Below are 25838 nucleotides of genomic sequence, written 5' to 3'. Positions count from 1 at the left end.
GGGACGGCGCTGGCTCAGAGGGTGGCGAGCCAGTTGCGAAGGAGCTGCGCGCCGGCGTCGCCGGACTTCTCCGGGTGGAACTGCGTGGCCGAGAGCGGGCCGTTCTCGACGGCGGCGACGAAGTCCTCGCCGTGCGTGGCCCACGTGGCCTGGGGCAGGCGGGTGGCGGACTGGGCCAGGCCCGCGGCCGGGTCCGTCTTGGCGGCGTAGGAGTGGACGAAGTAGAAGCGCTCGGACTCGACGCCGTCGAACAGGGCGGAGCCGGCCGGCGGACGGACCTCGGACCAGCCCATGTGCGGGACGACGTCGGCCTCGAGGCGGGAGACGGTGCCGGCCCACTCGCCGAGGCCCGGGACGCGGGAGCCCTCGGCCGCCTCGGCGCCCGAGTCCTCGGCGTACTCGGTGGAGTCCTCGAACATGACCTGCATGCCGACGCAGATGCCGAGGACCGGTCGGCCACCGGCGAGGCGGCGCTCGATGAGGCGGGGGGCGTCGACGGCGCGGAGCTGGTCCATGACGGCTCCGAAGGCGCCGACGCCGGGGACGACGAGGCCGTCGGCGGCCTCGACGGCGGCGGCGTCTGCCGTGAGCTCGACCTCGGCGCCGACGCGCTCGAGGGCGCGCACCGCCGAGCGGACGTTGCCGGATCCGTAGCCCAGGACGACGACGCGTGGCTGACTCATGCGGGCAGCCTACCGCCGGGGTGCGACACGGAACCGTGACGGTCCGCGACCCGGGCGCGCCCCTGCGGCGCACGTGCGCGCCGAGCGCGTGCCTTTCGCGTCGAGCGCGGCGCCCGCACCACGGACCTGGAGTCGGAAGGGACGCGTTCGGCGGCGGAGGACAGGGCGGCGCTCGGGCGTCAGTCCTCGGAACCGCCCTTGGGGCGGCGCAGGCCGCGCCCGAACAGGCGCATGGCGCGACCGGGCTTGACGTCCTGCGTGCGGATGGCGCCGGGGGCCTCCTCGGCACGGGTGACGCCGAGGAGGACGTCCTCGACGACCTGGTCGACCGCGGCGAGGATGAGGCCGGCGGAGGCCTCCTCCCCCGCCTCGGTGTTCTGGTAGCGGCGGGCCGTGATCGTGCCGGACAGGCCGGACTCGATGCCGACGTCGGTGGCGAGGTCCGCGGTGAGGAGCACGACGCCGGCCCGTGAGAGGCGGGACAGGGAGCTCGCGAGCTCGGCGGCCTCGGCCGGCTCGGAGTCCTCGCCGCCGAGGAGCTCGGTGACGTCCCACTCGGCGTGGGCGGAGACGAACTCCTTGACGGCGAAGGCGCCCGAACGGGCGGGGACGACGACGCACTCGAGCTCGCTCATCGCGCACAGGGCCGCCAGGGCGTCGGCGGAGGCGAGCGGGGTGAGGACGACGGCGACCTTGACGGCCTTGGCGCCGGCCGTCGGGTCGGTCGCCGTGCCGGACTCGCCGTCGGCGTCCTCGCTCGCGGTGGGCGCGGCGTCGAGGGCGGCCGCGAGGGCCGCGATCTCGGCCTCCTGCTCGGCGCTCAGGCCGGAGCCGCGCTCCTCCCCCGGCGCGCGGTAGGTGTTGTGCGGGACGTCGTCGGCGGAGACCGTGTGGACGGCGCCGCCGGTCTCCTTGGGCTCGGGGTCGTCCGCGGCGTCCGTGTCCTCGGCGCCCTCGTCCGCGCGGTCGCGGTCGGCGCCGTCGGAGGGCTGCGCCTCGTCGAGCGCGGCGAGGTCGGCCTGCATCTCAGCGGGGAGCTCGAGGCCCTCCATCATGGCGGCGAACTCGGCGTCGATGTCGTGGCCGCCCTGGTTCTCCTCGGGCTCCTCCGCGCCGTCGGCGCCCGTGGGTCCCGCTCCGTTCCCGTCGTGCATCACAGGGATCCCTTCGTGGACGGGATGCCGTCGACGCGCGGGTCGGGCTCGACGGCGGCGCGCAGGGCGCGGGCGAGGGCCTTGAACTCGGCCTCGGCAACGTGGTGCGGGTCCCGGCCGGAGATGACGCGGACGTGGAGGCAGATGCCGGCGTGGTAGGCGATGGCCTCGAGGACGTGGCGCACCATCGAGCCGGTGAAGTGCCCGCCGATGAGGTGGTGGACGAAGGCCTCGGACTCGCCGTCGTGGACCAGGTACGGGCGGCCGGAGACGTCGACGACCGCCTGCGCGAGGGCCTCGTCGAGCGGGACGGTGGCGTCGCCGAAGCGGCGGATGCCGCGCTTGTCCCCCAGGGCCTCCTTGAGGGCCTCGCCGATGCAGATGGCGGTGTCCTCCACGGTGTGGTGGACGTCGATGTCCGTGTCACCGCTGGCACGCACGGTGAGGTCGATGAGCGAGTGCTTGCCCAGGGCCGTGAGCATGTGGTTGTAGAAGGGGACGGTCGTCTCGATGTCCGTCCTGCCGGTGCCGTCGAGGTCGATCTCGACGACGACGCTGGACTCGCTCGTGGTCCGCTCGATGCGGGCGGTGCGGCTCATGCGTTCCTCTCCTCGCTGCTGGGGGCGCCGGCGACGGCCGTGAGGGCGGTGCGGAAGGCCCCCATCTCCTCGGGCGTGCCGATGCAGACCCGAAGGTACCCGTCCGGGCCCACGACGCGGATGAGGACGCCGCGCTCGAGGAGTGCCTTGAAGACGGCGTCGCGGTCCTCGAAGGGTCCGAAGAGGACGAAGTTGGAGTCGGACTCGTGGGCGTTCCAGCCCTGCTCGCGCAGCCAGGTGACGAGGTCGTCGCGCTCGCCGCGCAGGGAGGCGACCTGGCTCATGAGCTCCTCGCGATGCGAGAGAGCCGCCAGGGCCGCGGCCTGGGTGACGGCGGAGAGGTGGTAGGGCAGGCGGACGACGCGCAGGCAGTCGACGAGCTCGCGCGACGCCGCCAGGTAGCCCAGCCGCAGGCCGGCCATGCCGAAGGCCTTGCTCATCGTGCGCGAGACGGCCAGGTGGGGGTTGTCGGAGAGGAGCTCGAGGGCGCTGGGGACGCCGGGGCGGCGGAACTCCCCGTAGGCCTCGTCTATCACGACGACGGCGTCGGTGCGGGCGCCGTCGGCCGCGAGCGGGCCGGTGCCGCGGGCGGCGTCGAGGACGGCGCGGACGTCGTCGAGCGGGAGCGCCGTGCCCGTGGGGTTGTTGGGGCTGGCGAGGATGATGACGGCGGGGCGGGTGCGGGCGATGGCCTCGCGGACGACGTCGAGGTCGAGGGTGAAGTCGACGGCGCGCCGCTCGGTGACGTACTCGGTGAGGGTGTCGCGCGCGTACTCGGAATACATCGAGTACGTGGGCGTGAAGGTGAGGCAGGTGCGCCCGGGGCCGCCGAAGGCCTGGAGCACGTGGAGCATGACCTCGTTGGAGCCGTTGGCGGCCCAGACCTGCTCGGGGGCGACGCGCACGCCGGACTCGACGTCGAGGTAGTCCGCGAGCGCGGCCCGCAGGGCCGGGAAGTCGCGGTCCGGGTAGCGGTTGAGGCCGGTGGCGGCCTGGGCGACGGCGTCGCGGATCGAGGCGACGACGGCCTCGGAGGGCGCGTAGGGGTTCTCGTTGACGTTGAGGCGGACGGGGACGTCGAGCTCGGGGGCGCCGTAGGGCGTCTCGCCCTCGAGCCCGGGTCGCAGAGGAAGGGTGCTCACGGCCGGGAGTCTACGGGCGGCGGTGCACGCGGCGGGCGCCGGTCCGGGTGCTGGCGGCCCGTCCGTGGCCCGTCGAGCCGCCGGGACGCCACGCCGGCCAGGGGCGCCGTTCCGGGTGCCGGCGGCCGCCCCGCTCAGCGGTGCGTCTCGAGCATGATCTGCTCGGCGTCGAGGCGCGCCAGGGCGTAGGCGAGCGTGTCCGAGGAGAACACGCCCTCGTCGCGGGCGTCGAGGATCGCGTCGCGCTGCTCCCGGATCGCGTCGATCGCGAGCTCGCGCACGTGTGCGGCGTCGAGGGCTCCGGCCGCCTTCCCGGACCCGGAGCGCGCGGCCTCGCGATCGGCCTCCAGCTCCTCGTCGACCGTCTGCTCGGCGGCGGCGTCGTGGCCCGAGGATCCCGGTTCCGCGAGGGTCGCCTCAGCCGCCTCGGCGGGGTCCCCGACCCCGTGGTGGTGGTGCAGGACGCGCCCGACGGTGGACCAGCCGGTCATGACGCCCGTGACGCGCTGCGGGCCGTCCTCGTCGGAGGCGTGCTCGGCGATGGCGTCGGACAGCGCCGTCGACTTGGCGGCGGAGGCGAGCAGGCGCACGAGCCGGTCGCGCTCCTCGCGGTCCGTCTCCGACGACGCCATGGCGGGGCGCACGCGGGCGATGACCCACGGGAGCGTGAGCCCCTGGAGGGTGAGCGAGCCCGCGGCGACGACGAGGGCGACCAGCATGAGGAAGGGGCGCTCCGGCGTCGCGGTCGGGAGGGTCTGCGCGGCGGCCAGGGTGATGGCGCCCCTCATGCCCGCCCAGACGATGACGGTGCCCTCGCGCCACCGCAGCGGCTCGTTGCGGAAGTACTCCAGGTCGGCGCCCAGCCTGCGCTTGCGGCGCCGCTCGCGGCGCAGGTCCCGTCCCAGCGGATCCGTGCCGGTCGCACCGGCCGGCTCCGTGGCGGCGTGCGCGGGCGCGGGCTCCTCCCCGTCTGTCGGGGCGGCGGGTTCCTCGGGAGCCTCGCCGCCGTCGGCGCCCTCAGCGCCCTCGGCGTCCTCCGGGGCGTCGGAGGAGAGCGCCGCCAGCCGCTCCTCCATCCGGGCGACGGAGTCGGCGTGGACCGCGTGACGGCGCCGGCGTCCGCGGCCGACGAGGCGGAGCCCGGGGATGAGGCCCGCGACGAAGACCGCCCGCACGGCGATGGTGACGACGGCGGCGACCACGGCGACGAGCGCGGCCGTGCCCGCCCCGAGCCCTTCGTGCTCGACCTCGATGAGGATCCCGTGGGCCTGGACGCCCATGGTGAGGAAGACGAGGCCCTCCAGCAGGAGCTCGATCGTCTGCCAGTTGCGGTCCCCGGCCTGCCGGTAGGAGGGCGGGAGGAGCCGCGGCCCCCGGTAGGACATGACGAGGCCTGCGACGACCGCGGCCACGAGCCCCGATCCGCCGAGGTGCTCGGCGGGCACGGAGGCGAGGAAGGGGACGGTGAAGGTCAGGGCCGTGTCCATCGGGGCGCGCAGGACGCGGGAGCGGGCGCGGACGGCGAGCTCCCCGACGGCCCAGCCGATGACGACGGCGACGAGCAGCGCGAGGAGGAAGTCGGGCAGGAGGCTCGCGGGGCTGAGCTCGCCGGCGTCGTGGGCGAGGCCCGCCGTCGTCGCGCTGGAGAGGAGCACGAGCGCGGTGGCGTCGTTGAACAGGCCCTCGCCCTCGAGGACCGTGATGACGCGGCGGCCGACGCCCGAGCCCCGCGCGATCGAGACCGCGACGGCGTCGGTGGGGCTGATGACGGCCGCGAGCGCGATCGCCCACGGCAGGGTGAGGGCGGGGACGAGGGCGTCGAGGACGAGGCCGAGGAGGACGGCGGTGGCCAGGACGAGGCCGATCGCGAGCCCTGATACGGCGACGACCTCCCGCCGGAAGTCCATGACGGGCAGCGAGGCTGCGGTGGAGAAGAGGAGCGCCGGAAGGACGACCTCGAGGATGACCTCGGGGTCGACCGTGAGACCGCTCCCCCACGGGGTGAGGCCGGCGGCGATCCCGAGGGCCAGGAGGAGGAGCGGCGAGGCGACGCCGACGCACGGCGCGAGCTGGTTCGAGGCGACGACGGCCAGGATCCCGGCGACCGCGAAGACGAGGGTCTGCACCCGCTCACCCTAGGCGCGCCGGTGCCGGGGCGCGAGGTGGGCTCAGTGCCCCGACAGCATGATCTCCTCGGCGTCGAGGCGCTCGAGGGCGAGCTCGAGGGTCGAGGAGTGGAAGAGTCCCTCGTCGCGGGCCTCGACGAGGGCGTCGCGCTGCGTGTGGATCGCCTCGATGGCGAGGTCGCGGACCTGCTCACGGGTCAGGGGCTCGATGGACTGCTCGGCCTGCTCGAGCTCGTCGGCGCCGATGACGCGGTCGTCCTCGACCGACGGGTCGGCGGAGAGGACCGGGGCAGGGGCGGCATCGGCGCCTGAGGCGTCCCCGGCGGCGACGGCAGGACGGTCGTCGACCGGGGCCGTTCTGATGGGACCGGCCGTCAGGGCGAGCGGCTCCTGGACGGCGGCGTCGTCGGCCCCGCTGCGCCGCGCCCGCTGCTGCGCCATGCCGGTGCGGCCGATGAGCGAGAGGGAGCGGCCGGCGTCGCGCGTGGCGGTGTTGCCGGCCTCGTACTGCTCCTGCATCGCGCGGGCCAGCGCGGTGTCCTTGACGGCGTGGCCGAGGAGCTTGAGGAGGCGCTTCTGCTCCGCGACCTCCTCGGCCGGGTCGGCGGTCTGCGGCTTCACCCGGGCGATGAGCGGGATGAGCGTGAGGCCCTGGATGACGAGGGAGCCGCCGGCCACGAGCAGGGCGACGAGCAGGAGGAGGGGCCGCATCGGCGCCGTGAGCGGGAGGGTCTGGGCGGCGGCGAGGGTCACGGCTCCGCGCATCCCGGCCCAGACGATGACCGCGCCCTCGCGGGGGCCGAGCGGGGTCTGGGTCCAGTAGGCGAGGTCGTTGGAGACGCGGGCGTGCTTGCGGTGGCTGCGGTCGAGGCGGTGGCGCCAGCGGTCCAGGGCGCGCTCCCAGTCGGCCTGGGTGAGGTTGCGGGCGGCGAGCATCTCGTCGTCGACGTCGCAGGCGTGGGAGAGGCGCTCCTCGAACTGGGTGAGGCGCTCGGTTCCCTGAGAGACGCGGCGCGCGTTGCGGCGTCGGGCCGAGGCCAGCCAGGCCAGCAGGGGCGCGACGAAGAGGGCCCGCACGAGGACGGTGAGCGCCCCGGCGACGACGGAGACGAGGACGGCGCGGCCGACGCCGGGCCCGTCGGGCAGGACGTCGACCTCGTGGTAGATCCCGTAGGCCTGCAGCCCCATGAACAGGAAGATGCCGCCCTCGAGGACGAGCTCGACGGTCTTCCAGTTCTGCTGGGCGAAGCGCCGGTTCTGGGCGCCCATGACGGAGACGCGGCGGCGCGAGACGACGAGCCCGGCGACGACCGCGGCGACGAGGCCGGACCCGCCGAGGTGCTCCGCGGGCACCGAGGCGAGGAAGGGCATGACGAAGGAGAAGACGGTGTCCGCGGCGGGGTCGGTGATGCGGCCGCGCACGCGGACACCGAGCTCGCCGACGACGAGGCCGATGACGACGGCGACGCCGAGGGCGAGGACGAACTCCCCGGCCACGCCCCAGGCGGTGACCCCCTCTCCCCCGGCCTGTCCGGCCGAGACGGCGGCGGAGAGGAGCACGAGCGCGGTCGCGTCGTTGAAGAGTCCCTCGCCCTCGAGGATCGTGATGATGCGGTGATTGACGCCGGCCCCGCGAGCGATGGAGACGGCGACGGCGTCGGTGGGGCTGAGCACGGCGCCGAGCGCGATCGCCCACGCGAGGGAGACCACCGGGACGAGGGCGTGGACGACGAAGCCGATGGCGAGGGCGGAGACGACGACGAGGCCGATGGCGAGGCCGGCGACGCTGCGCAGCTCGCGTCGGAAGTCCATGACGGGCATGCCGACGGCGGCGCCGAAGAGGAGGGGCGGAAGGAGGACCTCGAGGATGATGTCGGGGTCGACGTCGACGGTGCCGACCCAGGGCAGGAAGCCGACGAGGACGCCGACCGCCAGGAGGATGAGCGGCGAGGCGACGCCGACCTTGGGCGCGAGCTGGTTGCAGGCGGCGATGACGAGCAGGCCGAGCACCGCGATGACGAGGGTCTCCACGCGTCCAGGTTAGCCAGTGCGACGGCGCGGGTGGCGTCGGTGCCCGCGAGCGCCGGCCGGCCTGAGCACGGCGCCGCCCCGCCGTCGGGGGGCCGACGGCGGGGCGGGTACTCACTCTCGAGAGCCGAGATCAAGCTCCGAAGATTGCCGCGAGGCGGATCAGGAGCCAGCCGACGGGTGTGGTAGCGCCACCCACGAGATTCGTGATCTCCGGTGTACCGCTGGGAACTTCAATCCCCGACTGTCCCGCCGACTGCGCGAACCACACACCTAGGTCGGAGCCGGCGTACATGATCAGAACAAGCGCCACGGTGCCGGTTAGGAGCATGCGGAACATATTGCGCTTGCAGAAGGGCGTCACCAGCGCCATGAGGAACATGAGTGACGGCAGATCCACAAAGGGCAACACCTTGTTCCCGGGGAGGATGAACGCCAACACCAGAGCGATCGGGATTAGGAGTACGCCCGTGGCGAGGACGGCAGGCTCGCCAATAAGGAGCGCCGTATCCATTCCGAAGTAGAACTCGCGATTCGGGAACCACTTCTTGAGGCGAATCTCAGCACCATCACGGACGGTCGTCAGTCCCTCGACGAGAATATCGATCATCTTGGGAAGGATGTACATCGAGGCCGCCACCTTAACTCCGAGAAGAACAGTGTCGTCCACACCGATACCACCACCCATCCCCATGAGGAGGCCGAGCAAGAGTCCGATGACAATCGGGTCACCGAGCACTCCGAAGCGCTTCGCAATCTTTTCCGGATTGATATCGACCTTGCGCAAACCAGGCGTGTGCTCGACAGCCCAATTGACGACGATGCCGATAGGCACGAAGTTTAGACATGTGAAGTGCGGAAAGGAGATGCCACGCAGGTCGTACTGCTTCTGAACGAATGGTGCGATGAGGTCACCGACGACGAGCGAGAGGACGAAAGCAATGACACAAGCGGCGACGCCGATCCAGAAACGTCCGCTCGCAGCATAGGCGACGGCCCCCACAAGCAGAAAGATCCAATAGTTGAAAATGTCAATATCAATCGTCTTGGTGAGACCTACGACAAGAAGTAAAGCGTTCACCACGAGCAGGGTGACGACCACGACCGGAACAAGCGGAGACCCCCACCCAATTGTCGACGCAGTACCCCATCCCACATCGAGCACAGTCAGATGAAGACCCAGCCGGTCAACCATCGCCTGAGTCGCCGAGCCCAGCGCGTCGAGAAGGTAGTTGATTACCAGGCTCACTCCAACGAACCCAATACCAACGAGCATTCCTGCTTTGAACGACTTCCCAAATCCAAGTCCGAAAACCAGCCCCATGACGAGGAAGAGGATCGGCATCATGACGGGAGCCCCAAGGCCCACGACCGCGTTAATAACGCTCATGGGTATCTCACCTCCCCGCGAGCTCTCGCACAATCCGGTCCGCCAACAGACTGGGCGTCTTCTTGAACGCATCGACCGTCGAGCCGGCGAGGTGACCAGTGATGGTCACGTTCTCCAGATCCTGAAAGCCACTATCGAGGGGCAGCGGCTCATGGTCGAAGGTGTCGATCGCGGCCCCCATGATCGAGCGGGAGCGCAACGCCTCGAGGAGCGCCTGCTCATCCACCAGCCCGGAACGCGCCGAGTTGATGAGGAACGCGCCCGGCCGCATGGCCGCGAGCACCTCCTTCGAGACCAGGTGGTGCGTCTCCGCCGTCAGCCGGGCGTGGATCGTCACGATGTCACTCCGGCTCGCAAGGTCGAGGAGGTCCCCCAAAAGCTCCACACCATCCTCAACCTCCGTCGCCCACGGGTCGTACGCGAGGACCGAGGCCCCCATGGCGCGCACGAACCGCGAGACCCGGCGCCCGATCTGGCCGTACCCGATGACGCCCACAGTCTTGCCCTCGATCTCAGGGATGGCAGCGGCATCGGGAAAGTCGCGATCCCAGCTCCCCTTGCGAAGGCGCGCCTCGGACCGCGAGATGTTGCGCATCTCAGTGAGCATCAGTCCGAGAGTGAACTCGGCCACCGCCTCGGCGTTGCGTCCGGGCGTGTTGAGCACCTTGACGCCGCGCTCCGCAGCGGCATCGACATCGACGTTCTCAGCGCCGCCTCGCATCACTCCGACGGCGCGAAGACGCACCGCGCGTTCCAGGATGCTCCGCGGAACGGGGCAGAACTGGGTGACGATGACCTCAACGTCCTCGACGCCCTCGAACAGCTCGGCCGGCACCTCGACGGACTCCGGCCCGCCATGCTCGACGGCGAGGTTGTCAGCCTGCAGGGCCTCGATTGACTCGTGGACCCAGGTACGGACCTCGAGCTCGTCGGACATCTCGGGATGCCCCTTGAAACCCTCCAGGATGTAGTCCGCGGGAATGAAACCGTCCGCGATCGCCAGAATCTTCATTTTATGTCACCTCATCAGCATTCCCCCGGTGGCGTCGATCGTCGCCCCGGTGATGTAGTCACTGTCCGGTCCCAGCAGGAACAGCACGGTGCCCGTGATGTCCTCGGATTCCGCGACACGTCCCTTCGGGATTCTCGCCAGGTACGACTCCTCGTTCTTCTCGAGTGCCTCCCTGACCATGTTGCTCCGCATCATTCCAACGGCTACGCAGTTGGCATTCACGCCCTTGCGCGCCACCTCGCGCGCCAGCGAGATCGTCATCGTCACGAGTGCGGCCTTCGACGCCGCATAGTCCGCGTGCCCGCTCGTCGAACCGTGAAAGGCCGCCTGCGAGGTTACGTTGACGATCTTTCCGGGCACTCCCTGCCGGATGAATCGTTGGCACAGGATGAAGGGGGCGCGGACGTTGACGGCAAAGGTCCGGTCCCAGTCCCTCACCGCGATGTCTTCGAACGGGTTGCTGAGCCAGATCCCTGCGTTGTTGACCAGGAGGTCGACGCCCGACATGGCGCCTGCCGCCTCGTCGAACGCCCGGTCGACGGAGCCTGAGTCCGCGAGATCGCACTGGCAGGGGTGCACGCGGTCGCCGTACTTGGCCACCAGCGCCTCGATCCCCTCAGTGTGACCGCCGGGTCGATACGTAGCGGCGACCTCGGCCCCGCCGGCGAGCAGCGCGCGGCTGACCGCCAGTCCGAGTCCCGTCGCTCCCCCGGTGACGAGCGCGCGGCGTCCGCGGAAGCCCTCATTAGCGGTCATCGCCGTGACCTCCCTCGAGACGGCTAACGGCGGCCTTCCAGGCGCCGAACCGCTCGGCGTACCTCGTTGCCTTCGTCGGGTCGGGGTCCACGACGCGATAGCCCGGGTGCATCGCGGCTGCCGCCTCGTCGATGCTCCCGTACTCGCCCGCGAGGACCGCCCCTGCCATGGCCGTGCCGAGAGCACCCGCCTCCTTGACCTGGGTCACGTGGAGCTGACGTTGGGAGGCGTCGGCGAACAGCTGAGTCCACCTTGCGCTGTTGGCGATCCCACCAGTGAAGATCGCCTCCTGCGGAAGGACCGCGTACTTCTCGAGCTGCGCGATGTGCTCCATGTGTGAGAAGACCACGCCCTCGTAGACCGAGCGGATGATCGCCCCGAGCCCGCTGTCAGACACGAGCCGCGTCCACGCACCACGGGTCATCGGGTGCTTGGAGGTGCCGAAGACGAACGGGAGGTAGACGGGCACGTCTCCGTTCTCAACCTCCTGGGAGAACACGAGCTCGTCCACGGCGTCGTACAGGCGGCCGCGGTCGTCGACGTTACCGCCCCCGAGCCGTGCTGCAGGAGCGAGCACCGCGTTGATAAACCACTCGAAGGCGCCCGCCGACGTCGGGGATCCCTCGGTCACCAGCCAGGCGTGCTCCGTCGGGTAGATCGAGGTCATGAACAGGTCCTTGTCGATGACCGGCTCATCGGAGACGAACTCGTTGATGGACCACGTCCCGGTCACGACGGCGAGCCGGTTCTTGGTGACCAGTCCCGATGCCAGCGCGGACGCCGCGATGTCGAAGACTCCGCCGGCGACGGGGGTTCCCTCGCGGAGGCCGGTCTCCTCGGCGGCTCTGCGCGTGACGCGGCCGGCGAGCTCGGTCGCACCGACCACGCGAGGGAGCTTTTCCGCGAGCTCCGGGATCCCGAAGAAGTCGAGGATCGTCCGGTCGTACCGTCGCTCCCCCACGTTGAACAGGCTGGTGCCCGAGACGTCGGAGAGGTTCACGGTCGCCTCGCCTGTCAGACGCATGCGGACGAAGCCTGAGGCCAGGAGGGCCCAGCGCGTCCTCTCAAGTACCTCGGGGCGCTCGCTCTTGATCCACGCCAGCAGCGCGGGCGGCTGACCGGGCCACAGCGACTGGGCGGTCCTCGGGAGGATCTCGCTCTCGAACCCCGGATCAGAGACCCACTGGGACACACGGGCCTCAGCGCGCTCATCCGTAGAGATGACGGCTCCGAACGTCGGGTCGCCCTCGGCGTCCACGAGGTAGAGGCCGTTCCCGTGCCCTGTCGCGGAGACGGCGGCGATGTCGTCCGGACTGACGCCGGACTCTGCGATGACGCTCCGGATGGCCTCCACGTTGGCTCGCCAGAGGGACTCCATGTCGCGCTCCGTCTGGCCGGGCCCTGGCGAGATCATCTGGACGGCGGGACCACCCTTCATCGCGACGAGGGTGCCGTCCATGGCGAACAGCGCAGCCTTCGTGACGCTGCCACCATCATCAATTCCAAGGATGTACTTCATCAAGATCACTCCACATTGAGTTGCAACTTGTTGTGACACCGTCGAAGCCGACGGCCTTGAGCTGTGCGAGGGTCTGGCGCGAGCGGACGAAGCCGCCGGCCAGGATCTGGCGCCCGGGAAGCAGGCTCCGGAACTCGTCGAGGACATAACCCGCGACCGGCCCGGGGAGGAGCTCGACCCCGTCGCCGTCGAATCCGCTGATGGACTCGACAGCCTTGTCGAGGGATCGCGAGTCGACCAGGAAGATGCGTAGGTACCGCTTGAGCGGCGTTCGCTTCGCTGCGGCGAGCGTCGAGAGCGAGGAGGAGAAGACGGTATCGACGTGGAACTCGTTGGCCAGGAGCCGGATGCCCTCGGTGTCCGCTCGAAATCCGCCTACGAGGTCCGAATGGACCATGACCTCCTTGCCGGACTCGCGGGCGCGGCGGGCGAGAGCCGCCAGGTTGCCGATGTGGACCCCGGTGAGGAGCACCTCGTCAGATGGACTGGCGAGGGCCTGCTCCAGCTGTCTGGGATTGCGCACCGAGGGGATCACGCGCCAGACGGATGAGACGGCCACGGCGTCAGCGAGCCTCGTAAACGGCCAGTGCGTCCGTGACCGACTTGCCGTCGTGGATGATCCCGGCCATGGCCGCAACCTTGGCCAACGGCTCAGGATCATCCACGATGTTGCGGCCCACGGCGACGCCCGAGGCTCCGAGATCCAGGCAGCGCGAGAGGTACTCGAGGTACTCCTTGAGACCCGTCTTGGGACCACCGAGAGCGACGACCGGAACCGTCACCGCGTCGAAGATAGCCTTGTCGTCGTCCGTCCCCGTCAGACGGGTCTTGACCAGGTCGGCCCCGAGCTCCTCGGCGAGCCGCGCAGCAACGGACACCGTCTCGGGCGCGAGCCCCGGTGTGCCCTTGCCACTGAAGCTGTACGGCAGAGACTCGACGATGACGGGAAGCCCCTGGGCGTGAGCCTGAGCGGCGAGGACCTGCACGGCGTCCTGTCCGTCGTCGGCCGCACCGAGGAAGGTCATGGCCACGACTGCGTCTGCACCGACACGGACGGCGTCACCCGCGTCATTCACCATCCTCGTGCCTGGGACCGACGGGTCGAGGACGTTACGTGACGCGTCGCACCTGAGAACAAGGCCCACCCCGTCCAGCAGCTCGGGTCGTCGCGATGCGATGCCGTACGGCACCAGTGCGGCATCGAGGCCGAGCGGGGCCATCTGCGGCACCAGGCTCAGCGCGCGGTCCACGTTCTGCGGGGCCGGGCTGAAGCTGTGGGCGTCGAGCGCCAGCATGAAACTGCGGCCGTCATCGTCAAAGAGCCGATGAAGTCGCCGCGTCGAGGCACCGATTGTCATGTCTTCTCCAAAATCTCGGGCACAGAAAAACGCCCACTACTGCCGTCTGGCAGTCGTGAGCGTCTCTTGTGCAAACTCGGAGTCTTTTGTTGTGGTCCTGCACACACTACGGGGAGACTGAAGTCCTGTCAACGCCGACGACGCAGTCCCTCGAGCGGGGTCGTACCGGAACCGTCACCTGCCGCTCCCCACCGGCCAACCCATGACGCCCACGGCAATCCATGACGTCGTCGCCGTCTGTGTCGTCCCCGCCACGCTCTGCCGCCGACGTCGTGGTTTGCCTGGGCAGCACCGTCGACCCCGCCCCTGGCGCAGCGCCGCCCCGCCGTCGGGTGTCCGACGACGGGGCGGCGCGGCGAGCAGTCGGGCCGCGGCGGGCCCGACGCCTCAGAGCGCCCGACGCCTCAGCGCTCAGAAGCGCTTCGAGGCGAGGCGGGCGCCCTCGGTGAGGGACTCGAGCTTCGCCCACGCGATGAGCGGGTGGACGCGTCCGCCCAGGCCGCAGTCCGTCGAGGCGATGACGCGCTCGGGGCCGACGAGGCGGGCGAAGCGCTCGATGCGCTCGGCGACGAGCTCGGGATGCTCGACGACGTTGGTCGAGTGCGCGACGACGCCGGGGATGATCACCTTGTCCTCGGGCAGGGCGGTGTCCTCCCACAGGCGCCACTCGTGCTCGTGGCGGGCGCCGGCGGCCTCGAAGGTGTAGCCGTGCGCCTTGACGGTGAGGACGAGGTCGACGATGTCCTTGAAGGGGATGTCGGTCGTGTGCGGACCGTGCCAGGAGCCCCAGCACACGTGGAAGCGGACCTGGTCCTCCGGGATGCCCGTCAGCGCCCGGTTGACGGCGGCGATGCGCTTGCCGATGAACTCGCGGTAGTCGGCCAGCGACGGCTCGGGGTTGATCTGGTCCCAGGACTCGGCGACGTCGGGGGCGTCGATCTGGACGGTGAGCCCGGCGTCGGTGATCGCCTTGTACTCCTCGTGCATGGCGTCGGCGCAGGCGGCGAGGAGGCTCTCGTCGTCCTCGTAGTACTCGTTCTTCATGCGGGCGGCCGAGCCCGGGGAGAGGGCGGCGACGAAGCCGTCGGCCGGGGTGAGGCCGTTGGCCTTGAGGCCGGCGAGGAGGAGGTCGACGTCGGCCTGGACGGCGTCGCCGCCGATGTAGGTGAGGGGCCCGGTGATCTTGGGGTTGCCGACCTTGTTGCGGCCGGTGAGGATCCCGGAGGTCGGGTCCTCGTAGGCCTCGTTGAAGCGGACGCGGTCGCGGCGGTCCGGGAAGGAGGTGAGCCGCGGGTTGCCGGGCGTGGAGCGGACGCGCTCGGGGTTGGCCCAGCGGTCCTCGTCGGTCATGGTGAGGCCGCCGAGGCGGGAGAAGGAGTAGTTCCACCAGGCGCCGTAGTCGACGGCGCCGGAGGTGATGTGCCCGTACTCGCCCTCGTTGACGATCGAGAGCCCGAGGTCGTGCTGGCGCTTGACGACGCCGTCGACGGAGGCGGACAGGACGGAGGCGAACTCCTCGTCGCTGATGGTGCCCTCGGTGCGGCGGTCGTTGGCGGCGAGCAGCTCCGGGGTGCGGGGCAGGGAGCCGACGTGCGTGGTGCGGATGTCAGTCATGCAGGTGATCCTCTCGCTGGTCGGCGCCGCTCAGAGTCGCTCGCTCGCGATGCGGGCGCCCTCGACGAGGGACTCGAGCTTGGCCCAGGCGATGTGGGAGTGGACGCGGCCGCCCAGCCCGCAGTCGGTGGAGGCGACGACGCGCTCGGGGCCGACGACGCTCGCGAAGCGCTCGATGCGCTCGGCGACGAGCTCGGGGTGCTCGAGGACGTTCGTGGCGTGGGAGACGACGCCGGGGATGAGGTACTTGCCGTCGGCGAGGCCCCCGTCCTCGACGAGCTCCTTCCACACGCGCCACTCGTGCTCGTGGCGGGCGTTGGCGGCCTCGAAGGTGAAGCCGTTGGCGTTGACGGACAGGGCGAGGTCGGCGATGTTCTCGAGACCGAGGTCGGTGGAGTGCGGACCGTGCCAGGAGCCCCAGCAGATGTGGTAGCGGACCTGGTCGGGGTCGATGCCCGTCAGGGCGTGGTTGAGGGCCTCGATGCGCACGGCGGAGAAGCGGCGGTAGTCCTCGACGGATGGGGCGACCTTGAACTGGTCCCAGGACTCGGCGAGGTCGGGGGCGTCGATCTGGACGGTGAGCCCGGCGTCGGTGATCGCCTTGTACTCCTCGCGCAGGCCCTCGGCCCAGGCCCAGACGGCGGCCTCGTCGTCCTCGTAGTACTGGTTGCCGATGCGGGCGGCGGCGGCCGGGGAGATGGAGGCGATGAAGCCGTCGGAGACGGGCTTGCCGGCCTTCTCGAGGGCAGCGGTGAGGGCCTTGACGTCGCGCTCGACGATGGCGTGGCCGGTGTAGCGGATCTCACCGGTGACGGTGGGCCACACGGGAACGCCCTGGGTGGCGAGGTGGATGCCGCTGGTGGGGTCGGAGTAGGCGTCGGCGAAGGCGACCCAGTCGCGGCGGTCGCCCATGGCGTCGAGCTCGAGCTTGCCGGCGGGGGTGGGCTTGTGCTCGGGGAGCTCGTGGAGGATCTCGAGGCCGGTGAAGCGCTCGAAGGAGTAGGCCCACCAGCCGCCGTAGTCGACCTTCTCGGTCATGGTGTGGCCGTACTCGCCGTCGTTGACGACGTCGAGGCCGATCTCGGCCTGGCGGGCGACGACGGCGTCGGTCTCCTCGGTGACGACGTCGGCGAGCTCGGCGTCGGTCAGGGTGCCGGCGGCGTGGTCGGCGTTGGCCTTGAGCAGGGTGTCGGTGCGGGGCAGGGAGCCGACGTGGGTGGTGCGGATGGTGGTCATGGTCTTCTCCTGGTGGTGCTGCAGGGCGCCGGGCCGCGGGAGCGGGGCCGGGCGGAGGTCGTGGTGCGGGTGGTCGTGTCGGTGCTGGTGCGGCGATGGGGCGCCGGTTCGATCGGGGACGCTGCCCCGTGGAGCGCGCCCGCGGGCGCCGGGGCGCGCGCTCAGAAGCGCTCGGAGGCGATGCGGGCGCCCTCGGTGAGGGAGGCGAGCTTGGCCCAGGCGATCTGGCCGTGGACGCGACCACCGAGCCCGCAGTCGGTGGAGGCGACGACGCGCTCGGGGCCGACGACCTCCGCAAAGCGGGTGATGCGGTCCGCGACGAGCTCGGGGTGCTCGAGCACGTTGGTCACGTGGGAGACGCAGCCGGGGACGAGGTACCTCTCCTCCGGAAGCTGGCCGTTGTCGACGATGTCCTTCCATATCTTCCACTCGTGCTCGTGGCGGACGTTGGCGGCCTCGAAGGAGAGCCCGTTGGCGTTGACCTGGAGGGCGAGGTCGACGATGTCGCGGAAGGGGATGTCCGTGGAGTGCGGGCCGTGCCACGAGCCCCAGCACACGTGGAGGCGGACCTGGGCGGGGTCGATCCCCTCGAGTGCCCGGTTGATGGCGTCGATGCGCACCTGGGTGAAGGCGCGGTAGTCGGCCAGGCTCGGCTGGGGGTTGAACAGGTCCCAGGTGTCGGCGAGGTCGGGGGCGTCGAGCTGGAGGGTGAAGCCGGCGTCGGTGATCGCCTTGTACTCATGGTGCAGGGCGTCGGCGAAGGCGTTGACCTGGTCGTCGTCGTACTCGTAGAAGCCGTCGTCGAGCCGCCCGGCGGAGCCTGGTGAGAGGGCGGAGATGAAGGCGGAGCCGGGCGTGAGGCCGTTCGCCTCGAGGGCGGCGCGGGTGGCCGCGAGGTCGCGGGCGACGTCGTCGGCGCCGGTGTAGGTGACCGCGGAGGTGACGGCGGGCAGGAGCGGGCCGCCCTCGCCCTTGAAGAAGGCGGCGGAGACGTCCTCCGCGCCGCCGAAGAGGGTGCCGGAGCCCGGGTCGCCGTAGGCCTCGTCGAAGGCGAGCCAGTCGCGGTGCTGCGTCCACTCGGCCAGGTGGATCGAGGTGGTGCGCGAGCGCGAGGGGCGGATGGTCGCGGGGACGTAGTCGGGGTGGGCGGGGTCCTGCGGGGTGACGCCGGAGACGCGCCGGTAGGCGTAGAGCATCCAGGCGGTGTAGTCGCCGCCGACGGCGATGTGGCCGTACTCGCCGTCATTGACGACGTCGAGGCCGAGGTCGATCTGGCGCTTGACGACGCCGGCGGTCTCGGTGGCGACGACCTCGTCGAGGGAGGCTCGGCCGAGGGAGCCGGCGAGGTAGCTGTCCTTGGCGTCGGTGAGGGCCTGGGTGCGAGGGAGGGAGCCGACGTGGGTGGTGCGGATTCGCGTGGTCATGGTGGTCCTGTTCGTGGCTGCGGCGGTGCCGCGGGCTGGCGGTGGGGACCGGCGCCGCGCCGCCCTCGTCGGGCGCGTGCGGCTTGGGGCTGAGACGACCGGGCGCCTCAGCGGGGCATGACCGCCCCTGCGACGCGCGGCTGCGCGGGCAGGGGAAGCTCCGTCCTCGCGGTACGGGGACAGGCGCCGGGGGCGTCGGCCTCGCATCGGGTGGTCTGCATGGTCGCCTTCCATCGTTCCTGGCTGGAGCACCCCGCCGGACGGCGTGGTTGCTGCGGCGTCGGGGAGCCAGGTCTCTCGGCCGCTCGGGATGGTGATGGGCGGAGCATAACCGCCGACGGCGGGTGCGTCGCAAGTCACGGCGCGACGCTCCCGCGGAGCGAGACAGGGCGCGGCGAGGGCGGGGTTCGGTCATGGCCGCACGCCGTTGAGCGCGGACGAGCCAGACCTCCCTGGACGAGCCGGGCGCCGTCGGCGTCGTGCTGGTCCAGGGAGGTCTGGCCGATGGTGGGACGGCGTGGGCCCGCCGGGCCCGGCGGCGTCAGGCGCGCTCGCCCCAGCCCTCGAGGCCGGAGCGGCCCTGGCGGCCGAAGCCGCGCCCGCGATCGCCGCGACCTCGGCGTCCGCCGCGGAACTCTCGGGCGCCGCGCTCCGGGATCTCGCCGCCGGGCAAGCCGGGGCCGAGCTGGCCGCGACGCCGCCCGTCGTGCGCCCCGCCCTCGCCGAGGGGGCCGCCGTCGGGCTCCCAGGAGCCGCGGTGCGCGCCGCGACCGCCGCGCGGGCCGCCCTCGTGATCATCACGCTCACCGTGGCGGCCATGGTGGCCGTGGGGGCCGTCGTGGTGGCCGTGAGGGCCGCCGTCGGGTCCGCCGTCGCGACCGAAGGGGCCGGGACCGAAGCGACGGGGCCCGAAGCCCTCCTCGCGCATCCGCATCATGGCCTCGAAGCGATCGTCGCCCATGCGGCGGCGGGCCTCGGCCTGCCAGTCGGCGGGGTCCTCGTCGGCGGCGACGCCGAGCTCGGCCTCGAGGGAGTCGATGATCTTGTCGAGGAGGCCGGCGAGCTGGGCGGCCTCCTCGTCGGTGAGGACGGTGAGGTAGTCGGCTCGCCCGCGCCCGACCTCGGCGGCGCGACCGGCGTCGGTGAGGGAGACGAGCATGACGCGCTTGTCCTTCTCGGAGGGGGTGCGCTCGACGAGGCCGTCGCCCTCGAGCTTCTTGAGGAGCTCGTTGAGGGACTGCTGGCGGATGTCGAGCAGGTAGGCCAGCTCGCGGGTGGGGATGGGGCTCTGCATCTGGAGGGCGGCGATGACGCGGCCGCGACCGCGGGTGGCGTCGCCGAAGGGGCCCGCGCCGCGGGGGCCGCGCTGCTCGTGGCGGCGACGGCGCACGAGGCGCTGGAGGCGGTGGAGGCGGGTCTCGACGCCGGAGCGGTCCGGACGCTGCCCCTGAGCGGCAGCAGTGGCGTCGGCGGTGGCGTCGTCGGGGTGGGCGTTGGTGTTCTGGTTCGGGTCCATGGTCGTCATGGGGTTCTCCTGGGTCGTGCTGGGCACCTTTCTACGGGTACCTGTCGGTTTTTGATGGAGACGAAGTTACAGGTTCCTGTCGAACCTTGTCAAGCAGGTATGACAGGAACCTGTACGTTCTGCGTCACAGCCCTAAGGCCTTCAGATTCCTGTCGGAGGGGCGCGTTAGCGTGGCGGCATGAGCGAGACGAGCAGCCCCAGCGCCACCTCCACGCACTCCCCCATCCGCGAGCGCGCCGAGGCAGTCCTCCGCGAGCTCGTCGGCCGCGCCGACGCCGCCCTGCGCGAGGACCAGTGGCGCGCCATCGAGGCGCTCGTCGTCGACCACCGCCGCGCGCTCGTCGTCCAGCGCACCGGCTGGGGCAAGTCGGCCGTCTACTTCGTCTCCACCGTGCTCCTGCGCGAGGGCTGGGCCGGCTGGCGCGACGGCGCCCCCGTCCCCTCCCCCGGCGCGCGCACCGGCGCCGGCGCGACCGTCATCATCTCGCCGCTCCTCGCCCTCATGCGGGACCAGGTGAGCGCCGCCCAGCGCGCAGGCATCAACGCCGTCACCATGAACTCGGCCAACGCCACCCAGTGGGACGAGATCGAGGGGCAGGTCCGCGACGGCGCCGTCGACGTCCTCCTCGTCTCCCCCGAGCGCCTCAACAACCCCGTCTTCCGCGACGAGGTCCTCCCCCACCTCGCCGCCGACGCCGGGCTCGTCGTCATCGACGAGGCGCACTGCATCTCCGACTGGGGCCACGACTTCCGCCCCGACTACCGCCGCATCCGCACGCTGCTCGCCGAGCTGCCGCCCGCCACGCCCGTCCTGGCGACGACGGCCACGGCCAACAGGCGCGTCACCGACGACGTCGCCGAGCAGCTCGCCGGGCGCGCCATGGGCCGCGAGGCGCCCGAGGTCCTCGTCCTGCGCGGCACGCTCGAGCGCGAGTCCCTCCACCTGGGCGTGCGCACCCTCCCGGACGCGGCGACGCGCCTGGCCTGGCTCACCGACTACCTGCGCTCCCAGCCGGGATCGGGCATCGTCTACTGCCTCACCGTCTCCGCCGCCGGCGAGGTCGCCCAGCGCCTAAGGGAGGCGGGCCTCAAGGTCGCCACCTACACCGGGCAGACGGACCCGGCCGAGCGCGAGCGCCTCGAGGTGAGCCTCAAGGAGAACCGGGTCAAGGCCCTCGTCGCGACGAGCGCCCTCGGCATGGGCTTCGACAAGCCGGACCTCGGCTTCGTCGTGCACGTCGGGGCGCCGAGCTCGCCCGTGTCCTACTACCAGCAGGTCGGCCGCGCCGGCCGAGGGGTCGCGCGAGCCGAGGTCGTCCTCCTGCCGGGCGCCGAGGACCGCTCCATCTGGGAGTGGTTCGGCGCCCAGGGCTTCCCGCCCGAGCCGGACGTCCGCGAGGTCCTCGCCGGGCTCGACGCCGCCCGCGCCGAGGGCAACGGAGTCATGAGCACGAACGTCCTCGAGACGGTGACCAGCCTGCGGCGCACGCGCCTGGAGTCGATGCTCAAGGTCCTCGACGTCGACGGCGCCGTGCGGCGGGTGCGCGGCGGCTGGGAGTCGACGGGCGAGTCCTGGGTCTACGACGCCGAGCGCTACCAGCGCGTCGAGGCCGCCCGCCTCGCCGAGCAGGACTCGATGCTCCGCTACGAGCGCCTCGAGGCGCCGGAGTGCCGCATGGCCTTCCTGCGCGCCGCCCTCGACGACCCGGAGATGCCCGAGGGCTGGCGCTGCGGGAAGTGCGACCTGTGCGGCGGGCTCGACCTCGCCGCCGCCGCCAGCGCGACCGAGGTGGAGGCCGCCCGCGAGTCCCTCACCCGCGTGGGCGTCAGCCTCGAGCCGCGCAAGCAGTGGCCCACCGGCATGGCCCGGCTCGGGCTGCCGGACCTCAAGGGGAAGATCAAGGAGGACGAGCGGCTCGGCGAGGGCATGGCCGTCGGGCGCCTCGACGGCCTCGGGATCTCCGGCCCGTTGCGCGACCTCGTGGAGTCCGGCGAGGACGGCGAGGTACCGGCTGTCCTGCGCGGCCCGGTGCTCGAGGTCGCGGACCGCCTCGGTTCCCTCATCGACTCCGGGGACGCCGACGGCGACGGCCTGCCCGACGGCGAGGAGCCCTGGGACGGGGCCGACGGCGACGGCGCGGGCGGGCCGGGTGAGCTCGTCGTCGTCATCGTGGAGTCGCGGCGCCGGCCCCAGCTCGTGCGTCAGCTCGGCCGGGCCGTCGCCCACCAGCTCGCGGCACGGCCGCTCGGGATCATGGGCGTCACCGGCGAGCCCGGCCGGCACGACGTCGGCTCCGCCTTCCGCCTCGCCGACGTGGCCCGGTCGCTGACCATGGCGGACTGGAGCCGCAACGCGCTCGCCGGCCTGCAGGGTGCGCGGGTCGTCCTCGTCGATGACTGGACCGACTCCGGCTGGACCCTCACCGTGGCCGGCGCGATGCTTCTGCAGGGCGGGGCCGCGAGCGTGCACCCCTTCGTCCTCGCGCAGCGCTGAGGGGGCCGACGAGCATCACACCGCGGTCGACCCGCCCGCCGCGAGCGCCCGGGCACCGCGGTGGCACCATGCCCTCATGACCTTCCGAGCACTCGCCTGGCGCGACGGCGTCCCCACGGACGCCCCCACCGACATCTCCGGCGTCAGCGAGGCGCTCGCCGACCCGGACGTGCTCCTCTGGGCGGACCTGGTCCACCCCTCCAAGGACGATCTCGCCGTCCTCGCCGACGAGCTCGGCGTCGACCGGAACGCCATCGAGGACGCCGTCGCCCCGCACGAGCGGCCCAAGGCCCAGCAGCTCGACGACTACACCTACTTCGTCACCTACGCGACACTGCGGATGTTCGCCACGACCGACGGCGACGAGGAGGACGAGCTGAGCAAGGTGGCCGGCTTCGCCTTCCCCGGCGGCCTCGTCACCGTGCGCACCACGGACGCGCTCAACATGGCCTCCGTCCTCTCGCAGATCAAGGCGAACCGGGACCTCCTCCGCCTGGGAACGCCGACGCTCGTTCACGCGCTCCTCGACGTCATCGTCGACGGCTACTTCGACACGGTCCAGAAGCTCGACGACGCCATCGAGGCGCTCGAGGACGACCTCTTCTCACCGAGCTCGCACTCGACGGCGTTCCAGCGCCAGGCCTACGACGTGCGGACCAAGCTCGTCACGCTGCGCCGCGTGGTCCTGCCGATGCGCGAGGTCATCAACGTCATCTGGCGCCACCGCCCCGAGGAGGTGCGCGAGCTCGACCCCTATTACGCGGACCTCACCGACCACATGCTCCGCGCCGCCGAGTGGACGGAGTCGCTGCGCGACATGGTCACCTCCGTCTTCGAGACGCACCTGTCGCTCCAGGACCAGCGCCTCAACAACGTCATGAAGAAGCTCGCGGGCTGGGCGGCCGTCATCTCGATCCCGACGCTGGTCACGGGATGGTTCGGCCAGAACGTGCCCTACCCGGGCAACGGGACGCGCACCGGGCTGGTGCTGAGCACGCTGCTCGTCATCGTGCCGGCGGCGATCGTGTACGCGATCATGAAGCGGAACGGCTGGATCTGACCGCTGCCCCGTGCGGCCCGCTCAGCACCGCGGCGCAGCTCCAGACGGCCGCATACGCGCCCGCTCGAGGTCTCCTCGCACACCGTGGCGCTCTCGGCAGAACGTGGCGCCGACGGCGTCGCAGTTTGCCGTGAGCATCACGGTTTGCGCGGTGCTCAGTGCACAGGGCGGTGGCAGGGAGCGCGGCGCCCGGCGCCGCCGGCCGACTCCTGGTGCTCAGCGTCGACGGGCGCGGGCGGCCTCGCCGTGCGCGGGCAGGTCCTCGGACTCGGCGAGCGCGGTGAGCGGCTCCGTCATCGCCTCGAGGGCGTCGGCGTCGTACTCGATGAGCTGGACCGGCTTGATGAAGGCCATGACGCTCAGGCCCGCAGCGAAGCGCGACGTGCCGCCGGTGGGCAGGACGTGGTTCGAGCCGGCGAGGTAGTCGCCCAGCGGCACCGGCGAGTAGGGGCCGACGAAGATCGCGCCGGCGTTGCGGATGCGGTGGGCGACGGCGGGGGCGTCGGTGGTCTGGATCTCGAGGTGCTCGGCGGCGTAGGCGTCGGCGACGGCGATCCCCTGCTCGAGGTCGCGCACGAGGACGATGCCGGACTGGTCGCCGCCGAGGGCGACGTGGACGCGCTCGGTGTGCTTGGTGGCGTCGGCGCGTCGAGCGAGGGCGGCGTCGACGGCGTCGGCGAGCTCGGGCGAGTCGGTGATGAGGACGGAGCCGGCGTTGGGGTCGTGCTCGGCCTGGCTGAGGAGGTCCGCGGCGACGAGCTCGGGGTCGGCGGTGGCGTCGGCGAGCACGGCGATCTCGGTGGGGCCGGCCTCGGCGTCGATGCCGACGACGCCGCGCACGGCCCGCTTGGCGGCGGCGACGTAGACGTTGCCGGGGCCGGTGATGACGTCGACGGGCTCGCACAGCACGTCGCCGTTGCCGCCGGCGGCGGTGATGTCGGCGCGGTCGACGTCGTTCTCCGCCTTGGCGCCGTAGGCGAGCATGGCGATGGCCTGGGCGCCGCCGGCGGCGTAGACCTCGGTGACGCCGAGGAGGGCGCAGGCGGCGAGGATCGTCGGGTGGGGCAGGCCGCCGAAGCGCTCCTGGGGCGGGGAGGCGAGCGCGATCTGCTCGACGCCGGCGACCTGGGCGGCGACGGCGTTCATGACGACGGAGCTCGGGTAGACGGCCAGCCCGCCGGGCACGTAGAGGCCGACGCGGCGCACGGGGATCCACCGCTGGGTGACGACGCCGCCGCGGACGATCTCGGTGCGGACCTCGGTGGGCAGCTGGGCGCGGTGCCCCTCGCGGTTGTGGGCGATGGAGAGCTCGAGGGCCTCGCGGACGGCTGGGTCGAGGGTCTCGAGGGCCTGGCCGATCGCCTCGGCGGGCACGCGGAGGTGCTCGGGGCGGACGTGGTCGAAGCGCTCGGCGGCGTCGCGCAGGGCGGCGGCGCCGCGGTCGCGGACGTCCTCGATGGTCGGGGTGACTGCGTCGAGGGCCTTGGCGACGTCGAGCTCGGCGCGCGGCAGGGCCTCGGCGAGCTCGCGGGCGGTCAGGTCGGTCTCACGCAGGTCGATGCGGCTCAGCATGGTCGCATCGTATCGGGGCGGGTCCGGGCGCTCAGAGCGGTCTCAACGAGCGCCGGTCCCGGCCGGTCTCAGGTGTCGGTGCGCGGGTCGGCTCCACCGGTCCGCGTCCGACGCATCGCAAGACCGCTCCGACGCGCGCAGCGCCCATCGTTATTCTTCTGTGACATTCCCCTTCCACGGTTCACGAGGCCCCCATGCGTCACCTCCTCACGATCCCGCGCCCGGCCATCCCGAGCCCTCCGAGCGTCCCCGACCACCTACGATGGGCCGTCCCGCTCACCCTCGCGGTGGTGTCGGGCGCCGTCGCGTACAACCTCATGGACCTGTCCGTCCGCGAGGGCGGCCATGACGCGGCCCTGGCGCTCTCGCCGCTCATCCCGATCATCCTGGGCGGATACCTGCTCATTCGCGGAGGCGTCAACGCGTGGGTCTGCGCCCATCGCCTCTGGCGTACCCGCCGCTTCCGCGCCGGGCACAGGAACAAGGTCGAGGCTCGAGCGCTGGCCGTCATGGAGGGGCGACGCCGCACGGTGGACCAGGCGCAGGCCGTCATCCGGGACCTCGCCGGCCCGCGCTCCATGGATCTCGGGCACCCGTGGGGCATCAACCTCCCCCGGGACGAACGCGTGCTCTTCCACGGCCCCTCGACCTACTCGCGGTACTACGGGACGACCGTCTCGTACACGCGGACCACTGGGCTGTTCATGGGTTCGCCGCTGTTCGTGGCGTCGGGGCTCCTCCTCACCGCGGCCGGGAACCGGGCGAGCAGGTCGGCGGTGGTCAGGCAGGCCGCCGAGCAGTGGCGGGAGACCCAGAGCACGGAGTTCCTCATCACGGACCGCCGAGTCCTCGTGCACCGGCTCGACGGCATGTGGCTGTCGTTCCACTTCGACCAGACGGTCGCGTTCTTCCCGCACCTGGAGGCGGAGACGCTGTTCATGGAGTTCAGCTCCACGGAGCCCCTGCGGATCCACGGCCCGGCGAGCGCCATCGCGTCGGCGGTCGCCGTCTGGCACGCCCACGGCGTCGAGGGTCTTCTCCGCGACCCGGGGTTGAGCCCGCTGCGGATCCCCTCCTCCGCGTCTTGAGCCGACGGCGGGGCTCCGGCCGCAGCCGCGGCGCTGCGCTGCGGGACGCACCCGGAGC

General features: G+C 71.7%; 20 protein-coding genes and 1 riboswitch. Of the genes, 3 read left to right on the top strand and 17 right to left on the bottom strand.

All coding sequences use genetic code 11. The features are described 5' to 3' along the window. Positions 1-14: 14 nt before the first annotated feature. The 16 genes from hisH to AXF14_RS09255 form a co-directional block, all read right to left on the bottom strand. The gene (hisH, locus tag AXF14_RS09330; RefSeq protein ID WP_067942761.1) at positions 15-683 is read right to left on the bottom strand and encodes an imidazole glycerol phosphate synthase subunit HisH; all 669 of its coding nucleotides are present in this window, start codon (positions 681-683) and stop codon (positions 15-17) included. Between the two features lie 179 nt (positions 684-862). Next, complete coding sequence (locus tag AXF14_RS09325) at positions 863-1837, bottom strand: hypothetical protein (RefSeq protein ID WP_067944277.1); 975 nt, start codon at positions 1835-1837, stop codon at positions 863-865. After that, positions 1837-2436 (bottom strand): imidazoleglycerol-phosphate dehydratase HisB, encoded by a 600-nt coding sequence (gene hisB, locus AXF14_RS09320; protein WP_067942759.1) that lies wholly within the window; start codon positions 2434-2436, stop codon positions 1837-1839. Before hisB ends, AXF14_RS09325 begins: the two co-directional genes overlap by 1 nt. Then, positions 2433-3578 (bottom strand): histidinol-phosphate transaminase, encoded by a 1146-nt coding sequence (locus AXF14_RS09315; protein ID WP_067942757.1) that lies wholly within the window; start codon positions 3576-3578, stop codon positions 2433-2435. Before AXF14_RS09315 ends, hisB begins: the two co-directional genes overlap by 4 nt. 134 nt (positions 3579-3712) lie before the next feature. Next, complete coding sequence (locus AXF14_RS09310) at positions 3713-5704, bottom strand: cation:proton antiporter (protein ID WP_067942755.1); 1992 nt, start codon at positions 5702-5704, stop codon at positions 3713-3715. A 42-nt stretch (positions 5705-5746) separates the two neighbouring features. Further along, positions 5747-7735, bottom strand: coding sequence for a cation:proton antiporter (locus AXF14_RS09305; RefSeq protein WP_067942753.1), 1989 nt, complete (start codon positions 7733-7735; stop codon positions 5747-5749). Between the two features lie 130 nt (positions 7736-7865). After that, positions 7866-9122, bottom strand: a complete 1257-nt coding sequence (locus tag AXF14_RS09300) for a PTS transporter subunit IIC (RefSeq protein WP_067942751.1) — start codon at positions 9120-9122, stop codon at positions 7866-7868. A gap of 7 nt (positions 9123-9129) precedes the next feature. Further along, entirely contained in the window at positions 9130-10134 is a 1005-nt protein-coding gene (locus tag AXF14_RS09295) for a 2-hydroxyacid dehydrogenase (protein WP_067942749.1), read from the bottom strand. A gap of 6 nt (positions 10135-10140) precedes the next feature. Next, entirely contained in the window at positions 10141-10890 is a 750-nt protein-coding gene (locus AXF14_RS09290; RefSeq protein WP_067942747.1) for an SDR family NAD(P)-dependent oxidoreductase, read from the bottom strand. Next, positions 10880-12409 (bottom strand): FGGY-family carbohydrate kinase, encoded by a 1530-nt coding sequence (locus tag AXF14_RS09285; protein ID WP_084355486.1) that lies wholly within the window; start codon positions 12407-12409, stop codon positions 10880-10882. Before AXF14_RS09285 ends, AXF14_RS09290 begins: the two co-directional genes overlap by 11 nt. Next, positions 12387-12968, bottom strand: a complete 582-nt coding sequence (locus AXF14_RS09280) for a glycerol-3-phosphate responsive antiterminator (RefSeq protein WP_067942743.1) — start codon at positions 12966-12968, stop codon at positions 12387-12389. The genes AXF14_RS09285 and AXF14_RS09280 overlap by 23 nt, the downstream gene beginning before the upstream one ends. A gap of 4 nt (positions 12969-12972) precedes the next feature. Continuing rightward, a complete protein-coding gene (locus tag AXF14_RS09275) occupies positions 12973-13767 on the bottom strand; it encodes a class I fructose-bisphosphate aldolase (protein ID WP_067942741.1) in 795 nt (264 codons plus the stop codon). A gap of 411 nt (positions 13768-14178) precedes the next feature. Beyond that, a complete protein-coding gene (locus tag AXF14_RS09270) occupies positions 14179-15381 on the bottom strand; it encodes a cobalamin-independent methionine synthase II family protein (RefSeq protein WP_067942739.1) in 1203 nt (400 codons plus the stop codon). Positions 15382-15411: 30 nt separating this feature from the next. Beyond that, positions 15412-16617, bottom strand: coding sequence for a cobalamin-independent methionine synthase II family protein (locus AXF14_RS09265; RefSeq protein ID WP_067942738.1), 1206 nt, complete (start codon positions 16615-16617; stop codon positions 15412-15414). Positions 16618-16778: 161 nt separating this feature from the next. After that, positions 16779-18041, bottom strand: a complete 1263-nt coding sequence (locus tag AXF14_RS09260) for a cobalamin-independent methionine synthase II family protein (protein ID WP_067942736.1) — start codon at positions 18039-18041, stop codon at positions 16779-16781. A 227-nt stretch (positions 18042-18268) separates the two neighbouring features. Then, positions 18269-18358, bottom strand: a riboswitch (SAM riboswitch). A gap of 224 nt (positions 18359-18582) precedes the next feature. Beyond that, positions 18583-19593 (bottom strand): MarR family winged helix-turn-helix transcriptional regulator, encoded by a 1011-nt coding sequence (locus tag AXF14_RS09255; protein ID WP_236755473.1) that lies wholly within the window; start codon positions 19591-19593, stop codon positions 18583-18585. Positions 19594-19744: 151 nt separating this feature from the next. On the opposite strand from AXF14_RS09255, the gene AXF14_RS09250 reads away from it, so the two are divergent. Then, positions 19745-22060, top strand: a complete 2316-nt coding sequence (locus tag AXF14_RS09250) for a RecQ family ATP-dependent DNA helicase (RefSeq protein ID WP_067942734.1) — start codon at positions 19745-19747, stop codon at positions 22058-22060. A 76-nt stretch (positions 22061-22136) separates the two neighbouring features. Then, on the top strand, positions 22137-23120 hold the full coding sequence (locus tag AXF14_RS09245; RefSeq protein ID WP_067942732.1) for a magnesium transporter CorA family protein: 984 nt from the start codon (positions 22137-22139) through the stop codon (positions 23118-23120). 216 nt (positions 23121-23336) lie between these two features. Here AXF14_RS09245 and hisD read toward each other — a convergent pair whose 3' ends face one another. Further along, a complete protein-coding gene (gene hisD / locus AXF14_RS09240; RefSeq protein WP_067942730.1) occupies positions 23337-24692 on the bottom strand; it encodes a histidinol dehydrogenase in 1356 nt (451 codons plus the stop codon). 194 nt (positions 24693-24886) lie between these two features. On the opposite strand from hisD, the gene AXF14_RS09235 reads away from it, so the two are divergent. After that, entirely contained in the window at positions 24887-25780 is an 894-nt protein-coding gene (locus tag AXF14_RS09235; RefSeq protein ID WP_067942728.1) for a hypothetical protein, read from the top strand. Positions 25781-25838: the final 58 nt, after the last annotated feature.

It is taken from the genome of Actinomyces radicidentis, from assembly GCF_001553565.1.
Classification (GTDB): domain Bacteria; phylum Actinomycetota; class Actinomycetes; order Actinomycetales; family Actinomycetaceae; genus Actinomyces; species Actinomyces radicidentis.
The sequence above is the reverse complement of the archived record's forward strand: the minus strand, read 5'-3'. Positions and strand labels throughout refer to the sequence as shown.